At 73.8% G+C, this 22,100-nt stretch carries 20 protein-coding genes and 5 tRNA genes; 19 read left to right on the top strand and 6 right to left on the bottom strand.

Translation table 11 applies throughout. From position 1 onward, the window contains the following. Positions 1-25 precede the first annotated feature (25 nt). From RQM47_RS14565 to RQM47_RS14545, 5 genes are all read left to right on the top strand, one after another. Positions 26-1,519 (top strand): HAMP domain-containing sensor histidine kinase, encoded by a 1,494-nt coding sequence (locus tag RQM47_RS14565; RefSeq protein ID WP_314009385.1) that lies wholly within the window; start codon positions 26-28, stop codon positions 1,517-1,519. Positions 1,520-1,798: 279 nt separating this feature from the next. After that, positions 1,799-4,090, top strand: coding sequence for a dehydrogenase E1 component subunit alpha/beta (locus RQM47_RS14560; RefSeq protein ID WP_314009384.1), 2,292 nt, complete (start codon positions 1,799-1,801; stop codon positions 4,088-4,090). 184 nt (positions 4,091-4,274) lie between these two features. Then, complete coding sequence (locus tag RQM47_RS14555; RefSeq protein ID WP_314009383.1) at positions 4,275-5,009, top strand: DUF1573 domain-containing protein; 735 nt, start codon at positions 4,275-4,277, stop codon at positions 5,007-5,009. 37 nt (positions 5,010-5,046) lie between these two features. Beyond that, the gene (locus RQM47_RS14550; RefSeq protein ID WP_311665647.1) at positions 5,047-5,889 is read left to right on the top strand and encodes a DUF547 domain-containing protein; all 843 of its coding nucleotides are present in this window, start codon (positions 5,047-5,049) and stop codon (positions 5,887-5,889) included. A gap of 80 nt (positions 5,890-5,969) precedes the next feature. After that, a complete protein-coding gene (locus RQM47_RS14545; protein WP_314009382.1) occupies positions 5,970-6,647 on the top strand; it encodes an MOSC domain-containing protein in 678 nt (225 codons plus the stop codon). 12 nt (positions 6,648-6,659) lie between these two features. Here the strand turns inward: RQM47_RS14545 and RQM47_RS14540 are convergent, their stop codons facing one another. From RQM47_RS14540 to RQM47_RS14530, 3 genes are all read right to left on the bottom strand, one after another. After that, on the bottom strand, positions 6,660-7,496 hold the full coding sequence (locus RQM47_RS14540) for a CDP-alcohol phosphatidyltransferase family protein (protein WP_311665651.1): 837 nt from the start codon (positions 7,494-7,496) through the stop codon (positions 6,660-6,662). Between the two features lie 52 nt (positions 7,497-7,548). Continuing rightward, positions 7,549-8,787: a cystathionine gamma-synthase gene (locus RQM47_RS14535; RefSeq protein ID WP_311665654.1), complete on the bottom strand. Its 1,239-nt coding sequence runs from the start codon at positions 8,785-8,787 to the stop codon at positions 7,549-7,551. 107 nt (positions 8,788-8,894) lie between these two features. Further along, entirely contained in the window at positions 8,895-10,049 is a 1,155-nt protein-coding gene (locus RQM47_RS14530; RefSeq protein WP_311665656.1) for a tetratricopeptide repeat protein, read from the bottom strand. Positions 10,050-10,164: 115 nt separating this feature from the next. On the opposite strand from RQM47_RS14530, the gene RQM47_RS14525 reads away from it, so the two are divergent. The 14 genes from RQM47_RS14525 to nusG all read left to right on the top strand — a co-directional run bounded on the left by RQM47_RS14525 (position 10,165) and on the right by nusG (position 18,978). Beyond that, entirely contained in the window at positions 10,165-11,133 is a 969-nt protein-coding gene (locus RQM47_RS14525) for a hypothetical protein (RefSeq protein ID WP_314009381.1), read from the top strand. 187 nt (positions 11,134-11,320) lie between these two features. After that, positions 11,321-12,598, top strand: a complete 1,278-nt coding sequence (gene fahA, locus RQM47_RS14520) for a fumarylacetoacetase (RefSeq protein ID WP_314009380.1) — start codon at positions 11,321-11,323, stop codon at positions 12,596-12,598. 158 nt (positions 12,599-12,756) lie between these two features. Continuing rightward, positions 12,757-13,839, top strand: coding sequence for a tRNA preQ1(34) S-adenosylmethionine ribosyltransferase-isomerase QueA (queA, locus tag RQM47_RS14515; protein ID WP_314009379.1), 1,083 nt, complete (start codon positions 12,757-12,759; stop codon positions 13,837-13,839). Positions 13,840-13,929: 90 nt separating this feature from the next. After that, positions 13,930-14,622 (top strand): 2-C-methyl-D-erythritol 4-phosphate cytidylyltransferase, encoded by a 693-nt coding sequence (gene ispD / locus RQM47_RS14510; RefSeq protein WP_311665666.1) that lies wholly within the window; start codon positions 13,930-13,932, stop codon positions 14,620-14,622. 429 nt (positions 14,623-15,051) lie between these two features. Then, positions 15,052-15,525: a 2-C-methyl-D-erythritol 2,4-cyclodiphosphate synthase gene (gene ispF / locus RQM47_RS14505; protein ID WP_311666054.1), complete on the top strand. Its 474-nt coding sequence runs from the start codon at positions 15,052-15,054 to the stop codon at positions 15,523-15,525. Beyond that, positions 15,526-16,170: a DedA family protein gene (locus RQM47_RS14500; protein WP_311666052.1), complete on the top strand. Its 645-nt coding sequence runs from the start codon at positions 15,526-15,528 to the stop codon at positions 16,168-16,170. A gap of 89 nt (positions 16,171-16,259) precedes the next feature. Beyond that, a tRNA-Thr gene (locus RQM47_RS14495) sits at positions 16,260-16,332 on the top strand. A gap of 31 nt (positions 16,333-16,363) precedes the next feature. Next, positions 16,364-16,446: transfer RNA gene (locus tag RQM47_RS14490), tRNA-Tyr, on the top strand. A gap of 34 nt (positions 16,447-16,480) precedes the next feature. Continuing rightward, a tRNA-Gly gene (locus tag RQM47_RS14485) sits at positions 16,481-16,553 on the top strand. Positions 16,554-16,636: 83 nt separating this feature from the next. Further along, a tRNA-Thr gene (locus RQM47_RS14480) sits at positions 16,637-16,708 on the top strand. A 71-nt stretch (positions 16,709-16,779) separates the two neighbouring features. Beyond that, positions 16,780-17,967, top strand: coding sequence for an elongation factor Tu (gene tuf, locus RQM47_RS14475; RefSeq protein WP_311666076.1), 1,188 nt, complete (start codon positions 16,780-16,782; stop codon positions 17,965-17,967). A 114-nt stretch (positions 17,968-18,081) separates the two neighbouring features. Then, a tRNA-Trp gene (locus RQM47_RS14470) sits at positions 18,082-18,154 on the top strand. Between the two features lie 43 nt (positions 18,155-18,197). Continuing rightward, positions 18,198-18,413 (top strand): preprotein translocase subunit SecE, encoded by a 216-nt coding sequence (gene secE / locus RQM47_RS14465; RefSeq protein WP_311664805.1) that lies wholly within the window; start codon positions 18,198-18,200, stop codon positions 18,411-18,413. Between the two features lie 19 nt (positions 18,414-18,432). Continuing rightward, a complete protein-coding gene (gene nusG / locus RQM47_RS14460; protein ID WP_311664806.1) occupies positions 18,433-18,978 on the top strand; it encodes a transcription termination/antitermination protein NusG in 546 nt (181 codons plus the stop codon). A gap of 114 nt (positions 18,979-19,092) precedes the next feature. On the opposite strand, the gene RQM47_RS14455 is transcribed toward nusG, so the two are convergent. From RQM47_RS14455 to RQM47_RS14445, 3 genes are read right to left on the bottom strand one after another with little or no spacing between them, the layout of a single operon-like run. Further along, complete coding sequence (locus RQM47_RS14455; RefSeq protein WP_314009378.1) at positions 19,093-19,524, bottom strand: ATP-binding protein; 432 nt, start codon at positions 19,522-19,524, stop codon at positions 19,093-19,095. Between the two features lie 3 nt (positions 19,525-19,527). Then, positions 19,528-19,893 (bottom strand): STAS domain-containing protein, encoded by a 366-nt coding sequence (locus RQM47_RS14450; RefSeq protein ID WP_314009377.1) that lies wholly within the window; start codon positions 19,891-19,893, stop codon positions 19,528-19,530. Continuing rightward, entirely contained in the window at positions 19,890-22,061 is a 2,172-nt protein-coding gene (locus RQM47_RS14445) for a PP2C family protein-serine/threonine phosphatase (RefSeq protein ID WP_314009376.1), read from the bottom strand. Before RQM47_RS14445 ends, RQM47_RS14450 begins: the two co-directional genes overlap by 4 nt. Positions 22,062-22,100: the final 39 nt, after the last annotated feature.

Below are 22,100 nucleotides of genomic sequence, written 5' to 3'. Positions count from 1 at the left end.
CGTCACTCCTAGCCCGTCACCCCCTATGCGCTGGCGCACTGTCCGCGAGCTGTTCTACCCGCGCCGGGCCTCGACCCAGACGTGGATGATGCTCACGTTCGCGGTGTTCGTGGGCCTGGCTGTGGTCGGGGTCGGGCTGTACTCGTTCCTCGTGCTGCGTGGGCAGATCGGCGAGGCCGAGCGGGCCACGCTCCGCGACCAAGCCGCCCGGTTCGCCGTCCAGCTCGAGGCGGTCCCTGACCGGGCCTCGCGGCTCGCCGTCGGCGCGCAGATCGCCGGGCTCACGAACGTCGACGTGGCCGTGGCCACGACCGACGAGGTGCTCGGCGACTTCCAGGCGGGCGGGGAGGCCGCGCGGACCGACGGCGGCGCGTTCTTCGACAGCCCCGAGGTGGCCGCCGCGCTCTCGGCGGTCGACCACGTCGGGTTCGCCGAGCGGGCCGGGCCGGGCGGGGAGGAGCGGCTCTACGTGGCGCTGTACCGGCCGGAGAGCGGGCTGCTCGTGCGCCTGGGTGAGCCGCTCCCGCCGCTCCTCGTCGCCATCCAGCGCGTCCAGGCCGTGCTCGCCGTGGGCATGGCGCTGGCCCTCGTGCTCGCGCTGCTCGGGGCGTGGCTCGCCGCGCGGCGCGTGACGCGGCCGCTCCAGGCCATCACGCGGAGCGCCCAGCGGATCAACGAGGGCGACCTCGACGGGCGGATCCAGGTCAAGACGCGGGCGGCCGAGTTCCAGGACCTCGCCCGGAGCCTGAACCACATGGCGGGGCGGTTCCGCAACGACATCCACGAGCTCCAGCGGATGCAGCGGGTCCAGAACGAGTTTATCGGCAACGTGGGCCACGAGGTCAAAAACCCGATCCACGCCGTGTTCGGGTACCTCGAGGCGCTCGCGTCGGACTCGCTCGCGCCCGATCAGCGCAAAAAGTACGCGCACAAGGGGCTCGCCAACCTCCAGCGCCTGAACAGCCTGTTCTCGGACCTCATCGAGATCGCCCGGCTGGAGTACCGCGAGGACATGATCCGCCCGACGACGTTCGACCTCCAGGACCTGATCGAGGAGGTGGGCGAGATGCTCGAGCCGAAGGCGAACGAGAAGATGCTCGAGCTGGCCTACGACAACCCCAGCCTCGCCGTCCACGCCGACCGGAACCGGGTGCGGCAGGTGCTCACGAACCTGATCGACAACGCGATCGCGTACTCCGACCAGGGGTCCGTGCGGTGCCGGATGCGGCGGCACCTGGACAAGGCCCGCATCGAGGTCGTAGACACGGGGCGCGGCATCTCGGCCGATCACCTCGACCGCGTGTTCGACCGCTTCTACCGGGTCGATACGGCGCGCTCGCGCAAGGAGGGGGGAACCGGGCTGGGGCTGGCCATCGTCAAGCAGATCCTCGAAGCCCACGGCGAGACCATCCACGTCGAGAGCACGAAGGGGCGGGGCACGCGGTTCTGGTTCGAGCTCCCGCTGGCCCCGGCCGGCGGCGACGGCCAGGTGGCCGAGGCGGTCGCGGCGAGGGCGTAGCGGCTTCTCTCTGACCCCCGGGGCGGGGCGTGATCGGCGGTGGCCACCCCGCCCGCTGCACGTCGGGAGCGGGGCGGTGGACCGGGCGGAGCGGCACCCGCCCCGCCCTCGGCGCAGGGGTGGGGCGGGAGAGCCGGGGCGGGTGGTCGGCGCGGCCGGATCGGGGGCGGGGCGGGAGAGTCGGGCGGAGCCGGAGGGGCATCGCGGGGCCGCCGCGTATCTTGCGCGCGGTGGCGCGAGGCCGCCGAGCATTCGCGTTCACGTCCTCTCTCTCCCTCTATGGCTATGGACCCCGAGACCTCCCCCGACCGCCCCGCCCGCTACACGGCCCGTCCGCTTCTCCTCCCGGACGAGGAGGCGGGCGACGGCGCCGCGAACGCCGACGCCGCCCCGCCCTCCGCCGCGGGTGGGGCGGACGCCGTGACCGACGACACCGACGAGGTCACGGGCGAGGTCGACGCCGCGTTCGCCTTCGAGACGAACGCGGCCAAGGCCGACGAGCCGGCCCCGGCCGAGATCGAGGGCGACCTCGACGTGACCCTCCTCGGGCCGGACGACTTCGAGCCGGAGGAGCTGAAGGACGTGCTCCGCACGATGCTCACGTCGCGCCGGCTCGACGAGAAGATGCTGACGCTGCTGAAGCAGGGGAAGGGCTTTTTCCACATCGGCTCGTCCGGCCACGAGGCGACGCAGGTGGCGCTGGGGCGCGAGTTCGAGGGCGGCCGCGACTGGTTCTGCTTCTACTACCGTGACCTGGGCACGGCGCTCGCCGTCGGCGTGACGCCGGCGGAGGTGCTGCGCGCCCACTTTGGGAAGCCGTCGGACCCGTTCGGCGGCGGCCGCCAGATGCCGGAGCACTTTGGGCACCGCGATCTCAACATCATGTCGACCTCTTCGTCGGTCGGGGCGCAGTACCTGCCGGCCGTCGGGTTCGGGCTCGGCGTCCAGCGCGAGGACGCCGACGAGCAAGAGGGCGGGGCGGGGCGGGCCGTCTACACGTCGGGCGGCGAGGGCTCGACGAGTCAGGGCGCGTTCCACGAGGCGCTCAACTGGGCCGCCCGCGAGGCGCTCCCGGTCGTGTTCCACATCCAGGACAACAAGTACGCGATCTCGGTGCCGGTCGCGGAGCAGACAGCCGGCGGCTCGATCTGGCCCCTGTTCGAGGGCTACACCGGCATGAAGCGGGCGCGCTACGACGGGACCGACTTTTTCCAGTCGGCGTCGGTCGCCCGCGCCACGCTCGAACACGTCCGGGCGGGGCGGGGGCCGGTCGCGCTTCACGCCGACGTGGTGCGCCTGCTGCCGCACTCGTCGTCGGACGACCACCGGAAGTACCGCGAGGAGGACTCGATCTCGGCCGACGCCGCGCGTGACCCGATCCCGGCCTTCGTCGCTCGGCTCGTCGAGGCCGGCATCGTGACGGACGACGAGGTCGAGGCGATGCGGGAGGAGATCCGCGTCGAGATCGACCGGATCGCCCGCGAGGTCGCGGCCGAGCCCGACCCGGACCCGGCGACGGCCACGGACCACGTCTACTTCGAGGGCGAGGACACGCGCGAGTACGAGACGGACGGCGAGGCGGGTGACCTCGTCGTCATGGTCGACGCCATCAACCACGCGCTCGACGAGGAGATGGACCGCGACGAGCGCGTGCTCGTCTACGGCGAGGACGTGGGCGGCGGCAAGGGCGGGGTGTTCACGGCCACGCGCGGGCTGACGGCCAAGCACGGCCGCGACCGCTGCTTTAACGCCCCGCTCGCCGAGCACTCGATCATTGGGAGCGCCGTCGGGCTCGCGTGCGCCGGCTACATGCCCGTCGTCGAGATCCAGTTTGCCGACTACATCTGGCCCGGGATGCAGCCGCTCCGCAACCAGGTGGCGTCGATGCGCTACCGCTCGAACGGCGACTGGGCGTGCCCGATGGTCATCCGCGTGCCGGCCGGCGGGTACATCCACGGCGGCCTCTGCCACAGCCAGAACGTCGAGGCTCTGTTCGGCCACTTCCCCGGCCTCCAGGTCGTCATGCCGTCGAACGCGGCCGACGCGAAGGGCCTGCTCAAGAGCGCGATCCGCGGCGAGGACCCGGTCCTGTTCCTGGAGCACAAGGCGCTCTACCGCCAGGGGCCGGCCCGCTCGCCGGAGCCGCACGCCGACTACCTCGTCCCGCTGGGCAAGGCCCGCGTCGCGCGCGAGGGGACCGACCTCACGATCGTGACGTGGGGCGCCATCGTCTACAAGGCGCTCGCGGCCGCGAAGGCGCTCGGCAAGGAGGGCGTCTCGGTCGAGGTCATCGACGTGCGCTCGTTCCTCCCGTTCGACAGCGAGACGGTCCTCGCGTCGGCGCGCAAGACGGGCCGCGTGCTCGTGGCCTACGAGGACCACGAGTTTATGGGCTTCGGGGCCGAGATCGCCGCCCAGATCTCGGACGCCGCGTTCGGGTCGCTCGACGCGCCCGTCAAGCGCGTGGCCGGCGCCTTCTCCTCGATCCCCTACGCCGACGCGCTGGAAAAGGCCGTGCTGCCGCAGGACGAGGACGTGCTGGAGGCGGCCCGCGAGGTGCTCGCGTTTTGACGAGAGGGGTGAGCGGAGGGATCGCCCCGCTCGTGCTCTCGCCTGCCCCGCCCGTGTACCGCGCCGTGCCGCCCCGCCCCGACCAGGGGCGGGGCGGTCTGCGTTGGTGCCCGCCCCGCCCGCGCCGAGCCGTTGGGGCGGGGTGGAGGAACCCGCCCCGCCCGCCGGGCGCTTGACAGGCATGATGCGACTCCCCACCCTGCTCGCCGTCCTCCTCGTCACCGCTGGCGCGGCCGCTGCCCAAGGCCGGCTCGCGGTCGACGCCCCGACCCACGACTTCGGCCGGATCGCCGAGGCCGAGGCCGCGCAGCACACGTTCCGGTTCACGAACGCGGGCGACGCCCCGCTCCGCCTCACGCGCGTCGAGGCCGCTTGCGGCTGCACGACGCCCTCGTGGACCGATACGGCGGTGCCGCCGGGCGGGGAGGGGCAGGTGGAGGTCGCGTTCGACCCGGAGGGCCGCTCGGGGCCGTTCGAGAAGACGGTCTACGTCGTCGCCGAGGGGGCAGACCCGGCGGCGCTCACGCTCCGCATCGCGGGCACGGTCGTGCCGTCGTTCGTCGCGGGCGGGGTGGCACAGGGCTCGCTCACGTTCGAGCGCGACCGGGTCGAGGTCGCCTCCGAGGGCGGGGCGGCGCAAGCCGCCGGGGCGCAACCCGCCGAGGCGCAAACGTCGTTCCGGTTCGCGAACACAGGCGAGCGGCCGATCCGCATCGAGCGCGTGGAGGCGCCGGCGGGCGTCGACGTCGTGTTCCCCGAGCGGCCGGTGTTCCCGGACCAGACGGGCGGGCTGTTCGTGACCGTGCCGGCGGGGTCGCCGGCCGACGTCGAGCTCGTGCTCCACACGACGGACGCCGACGTGCCGGTCAAGCGGCTGGCGCTCCGCGTCGGGCCGCCCCGCCCGGCTGGCGGAGAGTAGCAGGTACGGCGGGGCGGGGTGGAGGCGTTGGGCCGTCATGCCGCTGACCCGTTTCGCCAGGGCGCTCCGCCCCGCCCCCGCCGTTTTCCTCGTGCTCCTCGCCGCGTCCGCGACGGCGCAGCCGGCCGTTGAGGCGCCGCTCGACCGCGTGCTCGGCGCCGTCGTCGGGACCGACGGGCTCGTCGACTACCGCCTTTTGGCTCGGGAGCACCGGGCCGATCTCGACGCCGCGCTCGCGGCCGTCGCCGAGCAGGACCCGAGCGCGCTCCGCACGGATGACCAGAAGACGGCCTTCCTGCTCAACGCGTACAACGCCCACGTGCTCGCCCTCGTCCTCCAGACGGACGCGGCCAATCTGGAGGACGAGGACCTGTTCGAGCGCTTTTTCGAGACGCCCGTTCGCATCGCGGGCGGGGCGGCGACGCTGAACCAGATCGAGCACGGAGCGCTCCGCCGCCAGGACCGGGTCGACGGGGCGGCCGTGCCGCGCGCGGTCCAGGCGCTCCGCCCCGCCCGCGTCGACCGGCGCGTCCACGTCGGGCTGAACTGCGCGGCCGTCTCGTGCCCGCCGCTCGGGCGCCGGGCGTTCCGAGCGTCCACGCTCGACGCCGACCTGGGCCGGGCGTGGCGGGCGTTCGTGGCCTCGCCCCGAGCGGCCCGCGTCGACGGCGGCCGTGTGGTCCTGTCGTCCCTGTTCGACTGGTTCGCGGACGACTTCGAGACGCCGCGCCGTCCGCTCGGCGACCTGCTCGCGGGCGCGTTCGCGAGCCGACCCGACGCCGCCCCGCTCCGCCGCGCGCTCGCGGGCCGCACGGCGGCGGACCTGCGGGCGGACCGCGACGTGCAGTTCGACTACGATTGGACGGTCAACCGGAGGTAAGTCTCAGCAAGGCCGGCGGGCGGGAGGTGCCGCCCCGCCCCATCGCGAACCCGCGGGGAGAACGAGCGCCCGCCCCGCCCGTGTACGGATCGCCCGACGGCGTGCCCGACGGCGTTGCATGCAACTACGGCCGCCCCGCCCTCGGCGCGGGCGGGGCGGTCGTCTTCTGCTCGCTGCCCGCTGACATTTCGGCCGTCTTCCGCCCCGCCCGCGTGCTGAGGCCGGGCGGGGTAGGCATCTTCCGCCTTCCGCCTTCCGCCTTCCGCCTTCCGCCTTCCGCCTTCCGCCTTCCGATGTCCGCTCGCGTGCTCCAGATCAACGTCTCGCCCGGCGGCGTGCCCAAGCGCGCCGTAGCGTCCGCGTTCGTCGGGCGGGGCGGGCTTGAGGGCGATGCCGTAAACCATCCCAAGATCCACGGCGGGCCGGAGCGGGCCGTGTGCCTGTTCTCGCTCGACCTCGTCCAGGCGCTCCAGGCGGAGGGCCACCCGGTCTTCCCCGGGTCCACGGGCGAGAACCTGACCGTCGCCGGGCTGGACTGGTCGGCCCTCGCGCCCGACGCCGTGCTGGCCGTGGGCGGGGCGGTCCGGCTCCAGCTCACGACGCGCGTCGAGCCGTGCCGGACGATCGCGGACTCGTTCGCCGACGGCGGCTTTAAGCGCATCCAGCCCAAGCGCGTGCCCGATGAGACGCGGTGGTACGCGCGCGTCCTCGCCGAAGGCACCGTCCGCCCCGGCGACGAGATTCGCGTAGAGTCGTAGCCCCGCCCCGCCCTATGCGCCGTCGTCAGAGGACAGGCCGCCCCGCCCGCCGGAGGCTGGGCCGAGGCCCTGGCCCGTCGGGTCGTCGGCGTAGCCGTCCTGGCCGGGGGCGGGGCGGGGGTCGAGCCGCGCCATCAGAAGCCCCTCGCGGACGGCCGCCACCAGCCACGCCGCGAGGAGCACGACGACGGCGACGGCCGCGAGCGCGTCGAACACGGTCCCGCTCCACCCCGCCACCGACACGGTCGGGTTACCCGCCAGCCACAGGCCGGTGTTCGCCGCGATGAGGACGAGGCGGCCCTCCGTCGGGCCGACGCCGGCGAACGAGATCTTGAACACGCCGCGCGCGATCGTGACCAGGTTCACGAGGTTGAACAGCATGAGCACGACGGCGCCCAGCCCGAGCGCGAGGTCGAGCCGCAGGAGCGGCCCTGCCCCTAGCCCGCCGAACAAGAGCGCGACCGTCGCCACGTCGCAGACGTGGTCGACGTAGAACCCGTACCGCTCGCGCCGGATCTGGCGGACGCGCGCGACCGTTCCGTCGAGGCTGTCGCCCCACCAGTTGAGCACGAGCCCGAACGACGCGAGGTGGACGAAGGCCAGGCTCCGCCCCGCCAGCGCGTAGCCGGCGAACGCGAGCACGGCGCCGACGAGCGCCGTCGCCGTCAGCGTGTCTGGCCCGACCCACGGTGGCAAGCGCCGGGCCATCGCCGGGAGCGCCCACCGCTCGAAGCGGGCGAGCGCGATGTCGTTGACCCGCGTCCTGGCAGCGGGCGCGGCGTCAGCGTCCGCCCCGCCCTCGGCATCGGGCGGGGCGGCGGGTGGGGCGGAGGGGGATGGGGCGGGCACGGCGACAGCGAGTCCGCTGTAGGATCGCGCTGGGGCGGGGCGGTCGGGGGCGCTAGAGCGACGCGAGCGCCCGGTCGAGGTCGGCCACGAGGTCGGCTTCGTCCTCGACGCCCACGCTCAGGCGCACCAGGCTGTCGGGGAGCCCGGCCGCGCGGCGGACGTCGCCGGGGATCGAGCCGTGCGTCATCGTCGACGGGTGCGACACGAGGCTCTCCACCCCGCCCAGGCTCTCGGCCAGCGAGAACACGCGGAGCGCCTGCATAAAGCGGACCGCCGTCTCGACCTCGTCGTCCTCCAGGACCAGCGACACCATGCCGCCAAAGTCGCGCATCTGGCGCGCGGCGACGTCGTGGGCGGGGTGGTCCTCGAAGCCCGGCCACATCACGCGAGCCACGCCGTCGTGGCCGCGGAGAAAGTGGGCCACGGCGCGCGCGTTCTGGCAGTGCCGCTCCATGCGCAGGTGGAGCGTCTTTGTCGCCCGCAGCAGGAGGAAGCAGTCGAGCGGGCCGGGCGCCGCGCCTGCCGCCTTGATCTGGAACCGGAGGTGGTCGGCCCACTCGTCGCTCGACGTGAGCACCGCCCCGCCCACGACGTCCGAGTGCCCGCCGAGGTACTTCGTCGTCGAGTGCAGGACGAGGTCGGCGCCGAGCGCGAGCGGCGTCTGGAGGTAGGGCGAGGCGAACGTGTTGTCGACGGCCACGTCGACGCCGCATGCGTGCGCCACGTCGCACAGCGCGGCGATGTCGTAGACGCGGAGGAGCGGGTTGGTCGGCGTCTCGATCCAGACCAGCTTCGTGGCGTCGGTGATGGCCGCGTCGAGGTCGTCCGGGCTCCCCAGGTCGACGAACGTGAACTCGACGCCGAACGGCTCCCACACCTGGCGCATCAGCCGGTAGGTCCCGCCGTAGAGGTCGTTCGTGGACACGACGTGGTCGCCGGGCCGGAGCCGCCGGAGGATGGCGTCGATGCCGGCCACGCCGGACGCGAACGCGACCCCGTGGGCGGCGCCTTCGAGCGAGGCCAGGTTGGCCTCGAGCGCCGTCCGCGTCGGGTTGCCCACGCGGGCGTAGTCGTACCCCTTGTGGACGTCGGGCGCCTCCTGCACGTAGGTGCTCGTGAGGTAGACCGGCGTCATGATGGCGCCCGTCGTGGGGTCCGGGGCCTGCCCGGCGTGGATGGCCCGCGTGCCGAAGCCGAGGTCGGCCTCGGGAGAGCCGAGCGCGTCGGGCGGGGCGTCGGAAACGGCGTCGACGACGTGGGCGCCGTTGGTGGGGGGCGGGGTGGAGGACATACAGAGGGGGGGAAGAAAACGGCGGGGGCGCGGACGTGCCGTGCCCCCGCCGAGGGAAGTCTAAAGTCGGGCGGGGCGGCCTAAAGCGCCACCCCGCCCCGCTCCGCCTAGTTCATCGAGATGCCGGCGCACTCCGAGACGACCTCGGCCTCCGAGATCCGCCCGAGCTGAGTGTAGACGCGGAAGAGCGCCGAGCACGCGTCGGCCTCGTTGTCGGTCCCGGCCGAGATCTCGCGGGCGCGCTGGAGGTACGGGAGTGCCGCCTCCAGGTTCTCGTCCCGCTCGCCCGTCAGCCGAGCCGACTCGGCGTCGTCCTCGGTCGTGTTGGCCTGCTCGTTGAGCGCGGCCGCCTTGTTCTGGTAGGCGGCGCCGAGGTTGTAGAACGCATCGACGTTCGTGCCGTCGAGCTCCGTCGCCCGCTCAAGCTGCTCGATGGCGTCGTCGAACCGCTCGGCCTGCAGGAGAAGCGCGCCGTAGTTGTAGCGCACGACGGGGTCGGTCGGGAGCGCCTGGATCGACTGCTCGTAGCGCTCGATGGCGCGGTCGGTCTGGCCGCTCCGGGCGTACGCGTTGAGGAGCGTCGTCTCGATGTCCTCGTCGTCCGGGAACTGGGCGCTTGCGGCCTCGAGCACGGTGACGGCGTCGGCCGCCTGGTCCGAGAAGAGGAGCGCGCGGCCGTAGTAGATGGCCGGGCCGGGGTCGTTCGGCGAGAGCTCAGCGGCCCGGCGGAGCGGGTCGACGGCGTTCGCGGCGTCGGCGCCACGGAGACGGGCGAGGCCCATCCCGTAGTAGCCCTGGACGGAGTCCGGCGAGGCCATCGTGCCGATCTCGAACAGCTCGGCGGCGACGACGTTGTCGGCGTCGGGGTCGCGGATGAGGTCGTTGCCGGCGTTGACCGACGTGGCCCACAGGTTGAGGGCCGCGTTGCGGACCTCCTCGTCCTCGGGGGCCACCTCCTGCGCACGGCGGACGGCGTCGAGCGCGGCCTGGAGCGCTTCGAGCTTCAGGGCCGGGTCAGCGGCCGCCTCGGCCTGCTGCCGGCGGACGTCGGCGAGGAGGACGAGGGCGTCGACGTCCTGGGGGTTGGCCGCGAGCGCCGCGTCGAGGCTCGTGACCGCAGAGTCGAAGTTGCCCTGGGCGATGGCCAACTGGGCGGCCCCGACTTCAGGGCTGCTGCTGGTAGAGCCGCCCGCCGCCGTGCAGCCGGCGGTAAAGGCGACGAGAGCCAGGAGAGTGAGGAAAGGAGAGAGGCGGGAGCGCATGGTCGTAGCGGTAGGCGCGGGGCAGATGGGAGGCGCTCGGGGGAGCGCCGTATGTTCTCAGACGCAAAACTACGCCCGTGGGTCCCTCCGGCCCCGCGCCGCCGCCCCGCCCGCCATGTCTCCCGGCCCCCGCGCCTTCCTCGCCGACCTCGTCGACTACGCCGGCCTGTTCCCGCCGGCCGCCCTCGACCTCGGGCCCGCCGTCCGCAACTTCGCGGCGTACCGGGGCGGGGCGGACGCCTGGATGCTCGCCCGGTTTATCGTCCCGGCCGGGCGCCTGGACGACCTCGACGCCTTTGCCGACCTGTTCGCGGCCGCCCCGCCCGCCCGGTTTTCCGTGCTGGGCCACGCGCCGGAGGAGGGCGGGGCGGAGGCCTGGGCCGCCGCCGCGCGCCGCACGCTCGACGACGCCCGCGCCTTCGAGCGCCGCCACCCCGCCCAGGTCGCCTGCGACCGCTTCGAGCTCCGCCTCCCCGCCGCGCTCGCCTCTGACGCCGACCGGCTCGCCGAGGCCCTGGGCGAGCTCGACGCCGCCTTCCGCGACGGGGCCGCCACGCCTCCGCGCGCGGCCGTCGAGGTCCCGTTTCTCGAACACCCCGGCACGGTCGGGCCGGCGGCGCAGGCCGTGGCCGACGCGAACGGGCGGGCGGGGCGGCCCGCGTTCGCGCTCAAGCTCCGGTGCGGCGGCGTCACGCCTGACCTCGTCCCCGGCGTCGAGGCGCTGGCCGAGGCGCTGGCGACGGCCCGCGACGGCGGCGCCCCGTTCAAGGCGACCGCCGGGCTCCACCACCCGTTCCGCAACGACGACGAGGCCGTCGGCGCGACCATGCACGGGTTCGTCAACGTGTTCGGCGGGGCGATCCTGGCGCGTGTCCATGGGCTGAGCGCGAGCGACCTCGCCGAAGTCCTGGACGACGCCGACGCCGCGCACTGGCGCCTGGACGACGACGGCCTCGGGTGGCGCTCGCTCCAGACCACCCCGCCCGAGGTCGCCGACGCGCGCGAGCAGTTCGCGCTCAGCTACGGCTCGTGCTCGTTCGACGAGCCCCGCGAGGACCTCCGCGCCCTCGGCTGGATCCGGTAGGGCCGTGGGTCGGTGGATCAGTGAGTCAGGACGATCAGTAGGCCCGTTGCGGGCGGGGCGGGACGTCCGGTTGAGCCGCCCACCCCGCCCGACGCTTCCGACGAGCGGCGCGGCGCTTACAGCATGAACCGCTCCCCAGGGCTCTCTCTGACCCACCGATCTCTACCGACCCACCGACTCCCTGGATATGAACCCCTTCCTCGACGTCCCCGCTGACTCCGGCTTCGGCCTCCACAACTTGCCCTACGGCGTGTTCTCGCACGGCGACGGGGGCGCCCGCGTGGGCGTCCGCCTGGGCGACTACGTCGTGGACCTGGCCGCGCTCGAAACGCACGGGCTCGTCGCGGCGGCGGGGGCGGGGCGGGCGCCCGTCTTTTCGCAGCCGGCGCTCAACGCGTTGATGGCGCTCGGGCCGGACGCGTGGTCGGCCGTCCGCGAGCGGCTCCAGGACCTCTTGTCGGACAGCGGCGACCCGGCCCTCCGCGAGGGCGGGGCGGTCCGCGAGGCGGCGGTCCTCCCGCTCGCCGACGTCACGATGCACCTCCCCGCCCGCATCGGCGACTACACCGACTTCTACTCATCGCGCCAGCACGCGACGAACGTGGGGACCATGTTCCGGGGGCCGGAGAACGCGCTCAAGCCGAACTGGCTGCACCTGCCGGTGGGCTACCACGGCCGGGCCTCGTCGGTCGTCGTGAGCGGGACCGACGTCGTGCGGCCGAGCGGGCAGACACGGCCGGACGACGACGCGCCGCCGACGTTCGGGCCGTCAAAGCGGCTCGACATCGAGCTCGAACTGGGGTTCTTCGTCGGACCGGGCAACGAGTTGGGCGACCCCATCTCGATCTCGGACGCCGACCGCCACATCTTCGGGTTCGTGCTCGTCAACGACTGGAGCGCCCGCGACATCCAGAAGTGGGAGTACGTCCCGCTCGGGCCGTTCCTGGGCAAGAGCTTCGCCACGTCGGTCTCGCCGTGGGTGGTCCCGTACGAGGCGCTCGCGCCGTTCCGCGTCGACGGCGAGCCGCAGGACGCGACGGCCGGCAACCCCGAGCCGCTCCCGTACCTCCGCCAGCGCGGACCGCGGGCGCTCGACGTCGACCTCGAAGTCCGGCTCCAGACCTCGTCGATGGACGAGGGCGGGGAGGTCGTCGCGCAGACGACGGCGCGCAACCTCTACTGGAGCCCCGAGCAGCAGCTGGCTCACCACACGGTCAACGGCTGCAACGCACGGCCGGGCGACCTCATGGCGAGCGGGACGATCTCGGGCGAGGACCCGGGCAGCTACGGGTCGCTCCTGGAGATGACGTGGAGCGGCAAGAACCCGCTGAGCCTCCCGGGCGGCGAGACGCGCACGTTCCTCGAAGACGGCGACCGCGTAACGATCACGGGCGAGGCGCGGCGCGACGGCGTCGCCGTCGGGTTCGGCGAGGTCACGGGCCGCGTCCTCCCGCCCCGCCCGTAGCTCCGGGCGGGGCGGCGACCCCCGCGACGAGGGCGGGGCGGCCGGTCTCCCGGGCCGTGGGGGCGGTTGGCGCTCCGTCATCCGCCTGTATTCCCGGTCGCTCCATGTTTTGGTGCGGGCTTGGCGGTGGCTCGCTCCCCCTCGTGACCCGGCTCCTCATGGTCGTTGCGCCCCCGCCTTTCCTGCACCGCACGCTCCGGCTGAGCGACTTCGACTACGAGTACCCCCGCGGGCTGATCGCGGCCTACCCGGCCGAGCCCCGCGACGCCGCCCGGCTCATGGTCGTCGACCGGGCGGCGGGGACCGTCGAGCACCGGACGGTCGGGGACCTGCCCGACTACTTTTCTGAGGGCGACGTGCTGGTGGCGAACGACACGATGGTGTTTCCCGCCCGGCTCCGGGGAACCAAAGAGACGACGGGCGCCCGCGTCGAGGTCTTCCTGCTCCGCGAGCTGAGCGCCGAGAGCCGGTTGTGGGACACCGTGGTGGACCCCGCCCGGAAGGTCCGCGTCGGCAACAAGCTCGTGTTCTCGGACCGTCTCGCCGCCGAGGTCCTCGACAACACGACGAGCCGGGGACGGACGCTCCGGCTCATCTTCGACGGCACGCCGGCCGAGCTCTACGACGCCATCGACCGGATCGGCGAGACGCCCATCCCGCCCTACCTCCGCCGGTCGTCCGAGCTGGCCGACAGCGTCCGCTACCAGACCGTGTTCGCGGCGGAGCGGGGCGCCGTCGCGGCGCCGTCGGCCGGCCTCCACTTTACGCCTGGCCTCCTCCGCACCCTCCGCGCGCGGGGCGCCCGCGTCGAGACGGTCACGCTCCACAGCGGGCTGGGCTCGTTCCAGTCGGTCGAGGTCGAGGATCTCTCGAAGCACCGCATGGCGTCGGAGTGCTTCCAGGTCGGCGCGGGCGCCGTCGAGTCGGTCAACCGCGCGCTCGCGAGCCGCGAGGCTACGGTCACCGCCTGCGACACGACGACCGTCCGGGCGCTCGAGTCGTCGCTCTCGGCCCACCGCACGCTCCGGGCGGGGGCGGGGTGGACCGACGCGTTCATCTACCCGACGCACACGTTCCACGTCACCGAGCGGCTCCTGGCCAACTTCCACCCGCCCCGCTCGACGCTGTTCATGATGAAGGCGGCGTTCGCGGGCTACTCCCTGCTGCGGCACGCCTACGAGGAGGCCGTCCGCGAGGAGTACCGCCTGTTCGCGTTCGGCGACGCGATGCTGATCTTGTAAGGGAAGGGGGAGAACGGCAGCCGCCGCTGACGTCCGGCCGCCCCGCCCTCCACTCCGTTCCCCCGCCCCGACCACGACCACCCCGCCCCCATGACCGACACCTTTGGCGTCGTGCTGCCCGCGGGCGGGGCGGGGCGGCGGATGGGGGGCGACGTGCCCAAGCAGTTCCGCCTGTTGGGCGGGGCGCCCGTCCTCGTGCAGACGCTCCGCGCGTTCGCGCGCCACCCCGCCCTGGGGGCGGCCGTCGTGGTCGTGCCGGCGGGCGAGGAGGCGGCGGCGGGCGCGCGGCTCCGCGAGCACGGCGCCGCGGCCGCCGTCGTCGCGGGCGGGCCGACGCGGCAGGCGTCGGTGGCGAACGGCGTGGCGGCGCTCCCCGCAGACGTCAACCTCGTCCTGGTCCACGACGCCGTGCGCCCGTTCGTCTCGGCCGACGTCGTCTCGCGTGTGGTCGCGGCGGCCCGCGCGGGCGGGGCGGCCGCGGCGGCCGTCCCCGTCGCTGACACGCTGCGGCAGGGCGGGGCGGGGCCGCTGTTCGGCGAGACCGTCCCGCGCGACGGCCTGTGGGCCATGCAGACGCCGCAGGGCGCCCGCCGCGACTGGCTCGTGCGGGCGCACGCGAACGCGGGGCGCTCGGTCGCCACGGACGAGGTCGGGCTCTTGCAGGGCGCCGGCTACCCGGTCCGCATCGTCGAGGGCGACGCCCGCAACCTCAAGCTGACGCGGCCGTCGGACTGGGCGCTGGCCGAGGCGCTGTGGCCGGCGTGGATGAGGGATGAGGGATGAGGGATGAGGGATGAGGGATGAGGGATCGCGCGGGCGAGGCGACGTGCCAGGTTTGTTCCGCGCCGCCCGCGGGGACAGCGTGCGGCGAGCAGCGGGCGGGGTGGGAGGAGTCCCCCTCCTGGACAGGAGGGGCTAGGGGTGGTGGATGATGCGGGCGGGGCGGCCGGAGAAAGACGCCGCCCCGCCCGGGCGCCGCGGCCCGACGGCGTTGCATGCAACGCCGCTACGGCGACCGCCCCGCCCGTGGCGTGGGCGGGGTGGTGATCTTCCGCTGCCCGCTGCCCGCTGCCCGCTGCCCGCTGCCCGCTGCCCGCTGCCCGCTGCCCGCTGCTCTTCCGACCGTCTTCCACCCCGCCCGGTGGCCCCCCGCCCCGCCCGCCGCCATCTTCCTGTACCCCGTACCCCGTACCCCGTACCCCGTACCCCGTCATGCGCATCGGCCACGGCTACGACGTCCACCGACTGGTCTCCGGCCGGCCGCTCATCCTGGGCGGGGTGGGAGTCCCGTCCGATGTCGGGCTCGACGGCCACTCCGACGCCGACGTCCTGACGCACGCCGTCATCGACGCGCTCCTCGGCGCGGCGGCGCTGGGCGACATCGGCGCTCTGTTCCCCGACACCGACGCCGAGTGGGCTGGGGCCGACAGCCTCGACCTCCTCCGGCGCGTCGTCGAGCGCGTGGGCCGGGCGGGGTGGGACATCGGCAACGTCGACGCGACGGTCGTGCTCCAGCGACCTAAGCTCCGCCCGCACGTCGACGCCATGCGGGCGGCGCTCGCGGGCGCCCTCGGCGTCGACGTCGGCCGCGTGTCCGTCAAGGCGACGACCGGCGAGGGCATGGGGTTCGTCGGGACCGGCGAGGGCGCGGCGGCCCACGCCGTCTGCCTCCTGACGGCGCACTAGGTGGAGGCGCTCGCCACCGACTTTGTCGACTGGCTCCAGGCGCTCCCGCCGGGCGGGATCTACGCGGTCCTGCTCGCGATCTCGTACCTCGAGAACCTCGTGCCGCCCATCTGGGGCGACACCGTCATCGTCGTCTGCGGGTCGCTCGTCGGCCTGGGCACGCTCGCGTTCGGGCCGACGCTCGCGCTCGCCACGCTCGGCGGCTCGCTCGGCTTCCTCACCGTGTTCGCGATCGGCCGCCGTCTGGGGGAGGCGGTCCAGGACCCCACGCGCCTCCGGTGGATCCCGCGCGGGCCGGTCGCCCGCGTCGAGCGGTGGCTCGAGCGGCGGGGCTACGCCGTCGTCGCGGCCAACCGCTTCCTCAGCGGCGGGCGCTCGGTGATCGGCCTGCTCGCCGGCGCCTCCGACCTCCGGTGGGGGCCGACGACGCTCTGGGCCACGGTCAGCGCGCTCGCGTGGAGCGCGCTGCTCGTTGGGGGCGGGGCGGCGCTCGGGTCGCAGTGGACGCGCGTCCTCGACGGGCTCGCCGTTTACGGCCGCGCGGTGACGGTCGTGCTCGTGGCGGTCCTCGCCGTCGCCGCAGTGCGCTGGTGGCGGGGCAAGAAACCACGAAGAGCGCCCGACCACCCCGCCCCGCCCGCCTAGCCGGTTGCCCCCGAGGGCGGGGCGGCCTAGCTTGGCCCTCCGCGACGCTCCGGTGCGCGGCGTGCCCAGACCACGGGCCGCGCCGTCTGGCTGGCGTAGCTCAGCTGGTAGAGCAGCTGATTTGTAATCAGCAGGTCGGGGGTTCGAGCCCCTCCGCCAGCTCCGCCGGTGGGCGTCGCGCCGTTCTTTTTCTGGGCAGGTGGCCGAGTGGTTAAAGGCGACAGACTGTAAATCTGTTCTCGTAAGAGTACGGAGGTTCGAATCCTTCCCTGCCCACGTTTTGACGACCCGCCCCGCCCTGGGGCGCCCTGCGGGAGTAGCTCAGCTGGTAGAGCATCAGCCTTCCAAGCTGAGGGTCGCGGGTTCGAATCCCGTCTCCCGCTCCCTCGAAACGCTGAATGCTGAACGGCGAACGCTGAAGGTCTTTCCCTTCATCGTTCAGCCTTTGTCATTCATCGTTCCGTCCGCCTCCTTAGCTCAGCGGTAGAGCACTTCCATGGTAAGGAAGGGGTCCCGGGTTCAATTCCCGGAGGAGGCTCCTCCGCCCCGCCCGGGCGGCACACGTAGACCCACGACACCGCGCGCCTTGCGCACAGACGATACAGACCCATGGCGAAGGAACAGTTCCAGCGGACGAAGCCGCACGTCAACGTCGGCACGATCGGCCACGTCGACCACGGGAAGACGACGCTGACGGCGGCGATCACGAAGGTGCTCGCCGAGGCGTCCGGCGGGGAGGCCAAGGCGTTCGAGGACATCGACAACGCCCCCGAGGAGCGCGAGCGCGGCATCACGATCGCCACGGCCCACGTCGAGTACGAGACGGCCGAGCGGCACTACGCCCACGTCGACTGCCCGGGCCACGCCGACTACGTGAAGAACATGGTCACGGGCGCCGCCCAGATGGACGGGGCCATCCTGGTGGTCGCCGCCACGGACGGCCCGATGCCGCAGACCCGCGAGCACATCCTCTTGGCCCGCCAGGTCGGCGTGCCCTACGTGGTGGTGTTCATGAACAAGGCCGACCTCGTCGACGACGAGGAGCTCCTGGAGCTCGTCGAGATGGAGGTCCGCGAGCTGCTCTCGTCGTACGAGTTCCCGGGCGACGACCTCCCGGTCGTGCAGGGCTCGGCGCTGGGCGCCTTGAACGGGGAGGACGCGTGGGTGGCCAAGGTCATGGAGCTCATGACGGCCGTCGACGACTACATCCCGACGCCGGAGCGGGCCGTCGACCGCCCGTTCCTGATGCCGGTCGAGGACGTGTTCTCGATCACGGGCCGGGGGACGGTGGTGACGGGCCGGGTCGAGCGGGGCCAGATCAAGGTGGGCGAGCCGGTGGAGCTCATCGGGATGCAGGAGGAGAAGATGGCCTCGACGGTGACGGGCGTCGAGATGTTCAGGAAGCTCCTGGACTCGGCGCAGGCCGGGGACAACGCGGGCGTGCTGCTGCGCGGGATCGAGAAGGACGCGGTCGAGCGCGGGATGGTGGTGTGCAAGCCGGGCTCGGTCACGCCGCACAAGCAGTTCGAGTGCGAGGTGTACATCTTGTCGAAGGACGAGGGCGGCCGGCACACGCCGTTCTTCAAGGGGTACCGCCCGCAGTTCTACTTCCGGACGACGGACGTGACGGGGGACATCGAGCTGGCGGAGGGGGTGGAGATGGTGATGCCGGGGGACAACACGCAGTTCAAGGTGGACCTCATCGTGCCGGTGGCGATGGAGGAGGGGCTGCGGTTCGCGATCCGCGAGGGCGGGCGGACGGTGGGCGCCGGCGTCGTCTCCAAAATCCTCGACTAGACCGGCTCGGGTGGGGGCGGGGCGGTTCTCCACCGTCCCTCCGAACCATCCGCCCCGCCGGCCCGTAGATTGAACCGACCGCCGGCGCTCCTCGGGGCGCCGGCGGTCCGCTGAACGGGCGTAGCTCAATTGGCAGAGCAGCGGTCTCCAAAACCGCAGGTTGTAGGTTCGAGTCCTGCCGCCCGTGCCCGCTGACCCCTCCGACACCCGCCGCGCGTGCGGCCTCCAGCATGGCGACCCAAACCCAAACGAAGGCCCCGGGCGGGGCGGCCGGCAACTACGTCGCCGAAGTCCGCAAGGAGATGCGGAAGGTGAACTGGCCGAAGCGGAAGGAGCTGATCGACAACACGGTCCTTACGCTTCTGGCGTCCCTCGTCCTCTCGCTGTTCATTTTCGGGGCGGACAAGGTCATCAGCCTGGTCCTCCAACTCGTTTACGGAAGCTAGACCGCCCCGCCCACGCCCCATGTCTTTGACCCGCACCGTCCGCAAGTGGTACGTCCTCCGCACCTTCTCGGGACACGAGAAGAAGGTCGAGGAGTACCTCATGCGTGAGATCGAGCGTCTGGGCTACGACGACAAGCTGAGCCAGATCGTCATCCCGACCGAGACCGTGTTCGAGATGCGGGCGGGGAAGAAGAAGACGCGCGAGAAGACGTCGTTTCCGGGTTACATCCTCATCGAGGCCCTGATCGACCCGTACCTCAAGGAGCTCATCAGCGGCGCGCCGTCGACGATCGGGTTCCTCGGCGCCAACGGCGAGCCGGTCCCGCTCCGCCCCGACGAGGTCAGCCGCATCCTCGGGCGGATGGACGAGGACCAGGGCGAGCAGCCGGAGATCCCGTTCAAGACGGGCGACCCGGTCAAGGTCGTCGACGGCCCGTTCAACACGTTCACCGGGTTCGTCGAGGAGGTCTACCCGGACAAGATGAAGGTCCGCGTGATGGTCTCCATCTTCGGCCGCAAGACGCCGCTCGAGCTCGACTACCTCCAGGTCGAACACGAGGGGTAGCCGCCCCGCCCGGACCGCCTGTTCGACCGCCCCGCCCTCACCGTTTGAGGGCGGGGCGGTTCTGCGTCGGGCCGCTCTGCTCGTGGACTGGCAGCGGGAGATCGCCGGTCGTCCCTACGAGGCGTTTGGGGGCGGGGCGGCCCGCACCGTCAGGCGCACCTCGTTGGTCCCGCGGTCCCATCGGTAGGCCACGTCGTCGACCAGGCGGCGGATGAGGTGGAGCCCGTAGCCGTGCTTGGCCCGCGCGCGGAGGGCGGCGTCGGGCGGGGCGGCCGGCGCCGTGGTCGGGTCGAACCGGGCGCCGCGGTAGCGGATCGTCACCGTGAGCCCGCCCCGCCCGGGCGCGCCGCGCACGACGACGCGGCGGCCGGCGCCGAGCCCGTGCTCGATGGCATTCGCGACCGTCTCGTCGACGGCCAGTTGGATGCGCCGCCCCGCCCGCGCCGGTAGCCCGGACGCCTCGGCCCACGCCGCCACGCGCCGGCGGACGCGGGCGAGCTCGGCCGTCTGGCCGCGGACCCAGAGCGTTTCGGGCGGGGCGGCCACGGCTCAGCGGGCGTCGAATGCTCCGACGGCCGCCTCGACCGTCGGCGCCATGTCGAACACGGTGGGGAAGCCGAGCAGGTCGAACACCTCGAACACGCGGTCCGGCAGCGCCGCGATCTTCAGGTCGCCCCCCGCGGTCCGGGCCGGCTCGACGAACGCCATGAACACGCCGAGCCCGGCCGACGAGACGTAGTCCAGCCCGGCGCCGTCGACGACCAGGCGGGCGTCGCCATCGTCGAGGCACGCCTGGAGCGCGGCCTCGAAGTCGGGCGCGGTGTGGGCGTCGAGCTCGCCCGACGGGGCGAGCACGCGGACCGGCGCCTCGGGCGGCCCCTCGCGGCGGTCGAAGCGGACGGAAAAGTGGCTCATGGGGCGGGCGGGGTGGGGAAGGCGGGGCGCTCGGTGACGGGCGGGGCGGCCGGCGCGGGCGCGGGCGTGGGACCGCCCCGCCCGACCCAACGGACGACAACGAACGTGGTGTCGTCGTCGGGGTCGGCGCCGGACCACGTTCTGTGCTCGTCGAGGAGGAGGTCGCGGAGGGTGTCGGCGTCGCGGTCGCGGTGGCGGGCCACGAAGGCGGCGAGCCGGTCGTAGCCGTACTCCGCCCCGCCCGCGTCGCGGGCCTCGACCAGGCCGTCCGTGTACAGGAGGAGCGTGTCGCCCGGCGCGAGCGCCACGGTTTGCTCGACGAGCGCGCGGCGGAACGTGGCGCCCTCGCGGTCGAGACCAATCGCGAGGCCGTCGCCGCGGAGCAGCCACGTCCCGCCGTCCGGGCGGGCCTCGTCGCGGGCGAGGACCGTCGGCGTGTGGCCGGCGCGGGCCAGCGCGAGCGTCTCTGCGTCGGCGTCGAGCACGGCGTAAGCGGCCGAGACGAAGTCGCCCCGCCCCAGCGACGGGCCGAGCGCGGCGTTGGCTTCGGCGAGGTAGGCGCCCGGCGCACGGGCCAGGCGGCTCCCGGCCTGGAACGTCCCCTTCATCATGGCCATGTAGAACGCGGCCGCGGCCCCCTTCCCCGACACGTCGGCCACGAGCACGCCCAGGCAGGCGGGGCCGAGCCGGACCACGTCGTAGTAGTCGCCGCCGACCTCGCGGGCGGGGCGCTCGGCCGCCGCGATCTGGACGCCGGCCACATCGGGGATCGCCTGGGGGAACAGCCGCCGCTGGACCTCGCGGGCCAGCGTCAGCTCGCGGGCGAGCCGATCGCGCTCCAAGGCGTCGGCGAACAGGTCGGCGTGGGAGATCGAGAGCGCGGCCTGCCCGGCGAACGTTTCGAGCGCCGCCAGGTCGTCCGGCGCGAACGCGTCGGCCGTCGGGCGGGCCACGAACAGCGCCCCGCGGACGAGCCCGACCGCCCCGCCCCCGTCGGCGGCGTCGGGTGGGGAGGAGCCGCTCGCCTGCCGCGCGGTCCCCAGCGGGAGCACGGCGAGGCTGCCCACGCCGCTCCCCGGCCGGGCGCGGACGCGGTGGTCGGCCTCGGCGTGGTCGAGGAGGAGCGCCTCGCCGTCCTCGACCGCGCGGGCGAGTGCCGCTACGTCGACGGCCGCCGCCGCCGCCTCGACCGAGACGCCCTCGGCCGCCACGACCGCGGGCGCGACGGCGCCGGTGCGGACGTCCGAGAGCGCCACCCACGCGAGGTCGCCCAGTCCGGCCTCGACCGGCCCCCGCGCGACGGCGGCCGCGAGGGCGGGGCGGTCGAGGAGCCGGCCCGAGAGGTCGGCCAGCTGGCGGAGCGCCCGCCGCTCGCCCGTCCGGTCGTCCTCGGCGGCCGGCGCGCCGAGGAGGAGCACGAGCCCGGCGGCGAGCGCGTAGAGGCCGCCCACGACGGTCACGAGGAGCGTCCCCGCCCCCAGTGGGCGGCTGAGGAGCGACGTGTACCCGATGGCCCCGACCGCCCCGCTCCCGTCGCCGACCGGGAGCGTCGCCGGCCCGGCGCTGCGGACGACGACCAAGCCCACGAGGACGGCCGCGAGCGCGAGCGCGAGCGCCGCCGCCGCCCCGCGCTGCCGCCGCCCGAGCGCCGCCGTCCACGACTGCCGCGCCGAGAGCGCCGCGCCCAGGAGCACGGTCGCCGCCGTGAGCAGGGAGAGCGCCGGCGGGGGCAGCTCCGTCACCGGCCGCCCCGCCAGCAACACGGCTGTCGCCAGACCCAGCCCCACGAGCGCGCGCCACGCGAGCACGACGCCGCGCCGGGGCCGCCGGAGCACGAGCGGGCGGAGGGCCACGAGGACCGTCACCGACAAGACGCCGTCGGCCGCACCGACGACGCCGCCCAGGACCGCCGTCGCGAGGTCGAGCGGGAGGGCTGTCTTGGGATCCACCCCGCCCTCGTGGAGCCATCCCACGCCGGCCTCGACGGCGAGCACGCCGAGCGCCACCAGGAGCGGCGTCGAGAGCGTGCGCAGCGACGGCGGCCGCCCCGCCCCGGCCGCCACGAGCGCCGCGTACGCGGCCGCGAGCGCCACGACGACGGCCAGGTCGAGCGCGACCGCGACCCCGAACGGGGGCGGCGTGTGGGCGGCGGCTTCGACCACGCGCACGGCCGCCACGCCGGCGACGCCGAGTACGGCGACGGCTCC

This window comes from Rubrivirga sp. S365 (assembly GCF_032248475.1).
Lineage (GTDB): Bacteria > Bacteroidota > Rhodothermia > Rhodothermales > Rubricoccaceae > Rubrivirga > Rubrivirga litoralis.
This window is presented reverse-complemented; position numbering and strand designations above follow the sequence as displayed.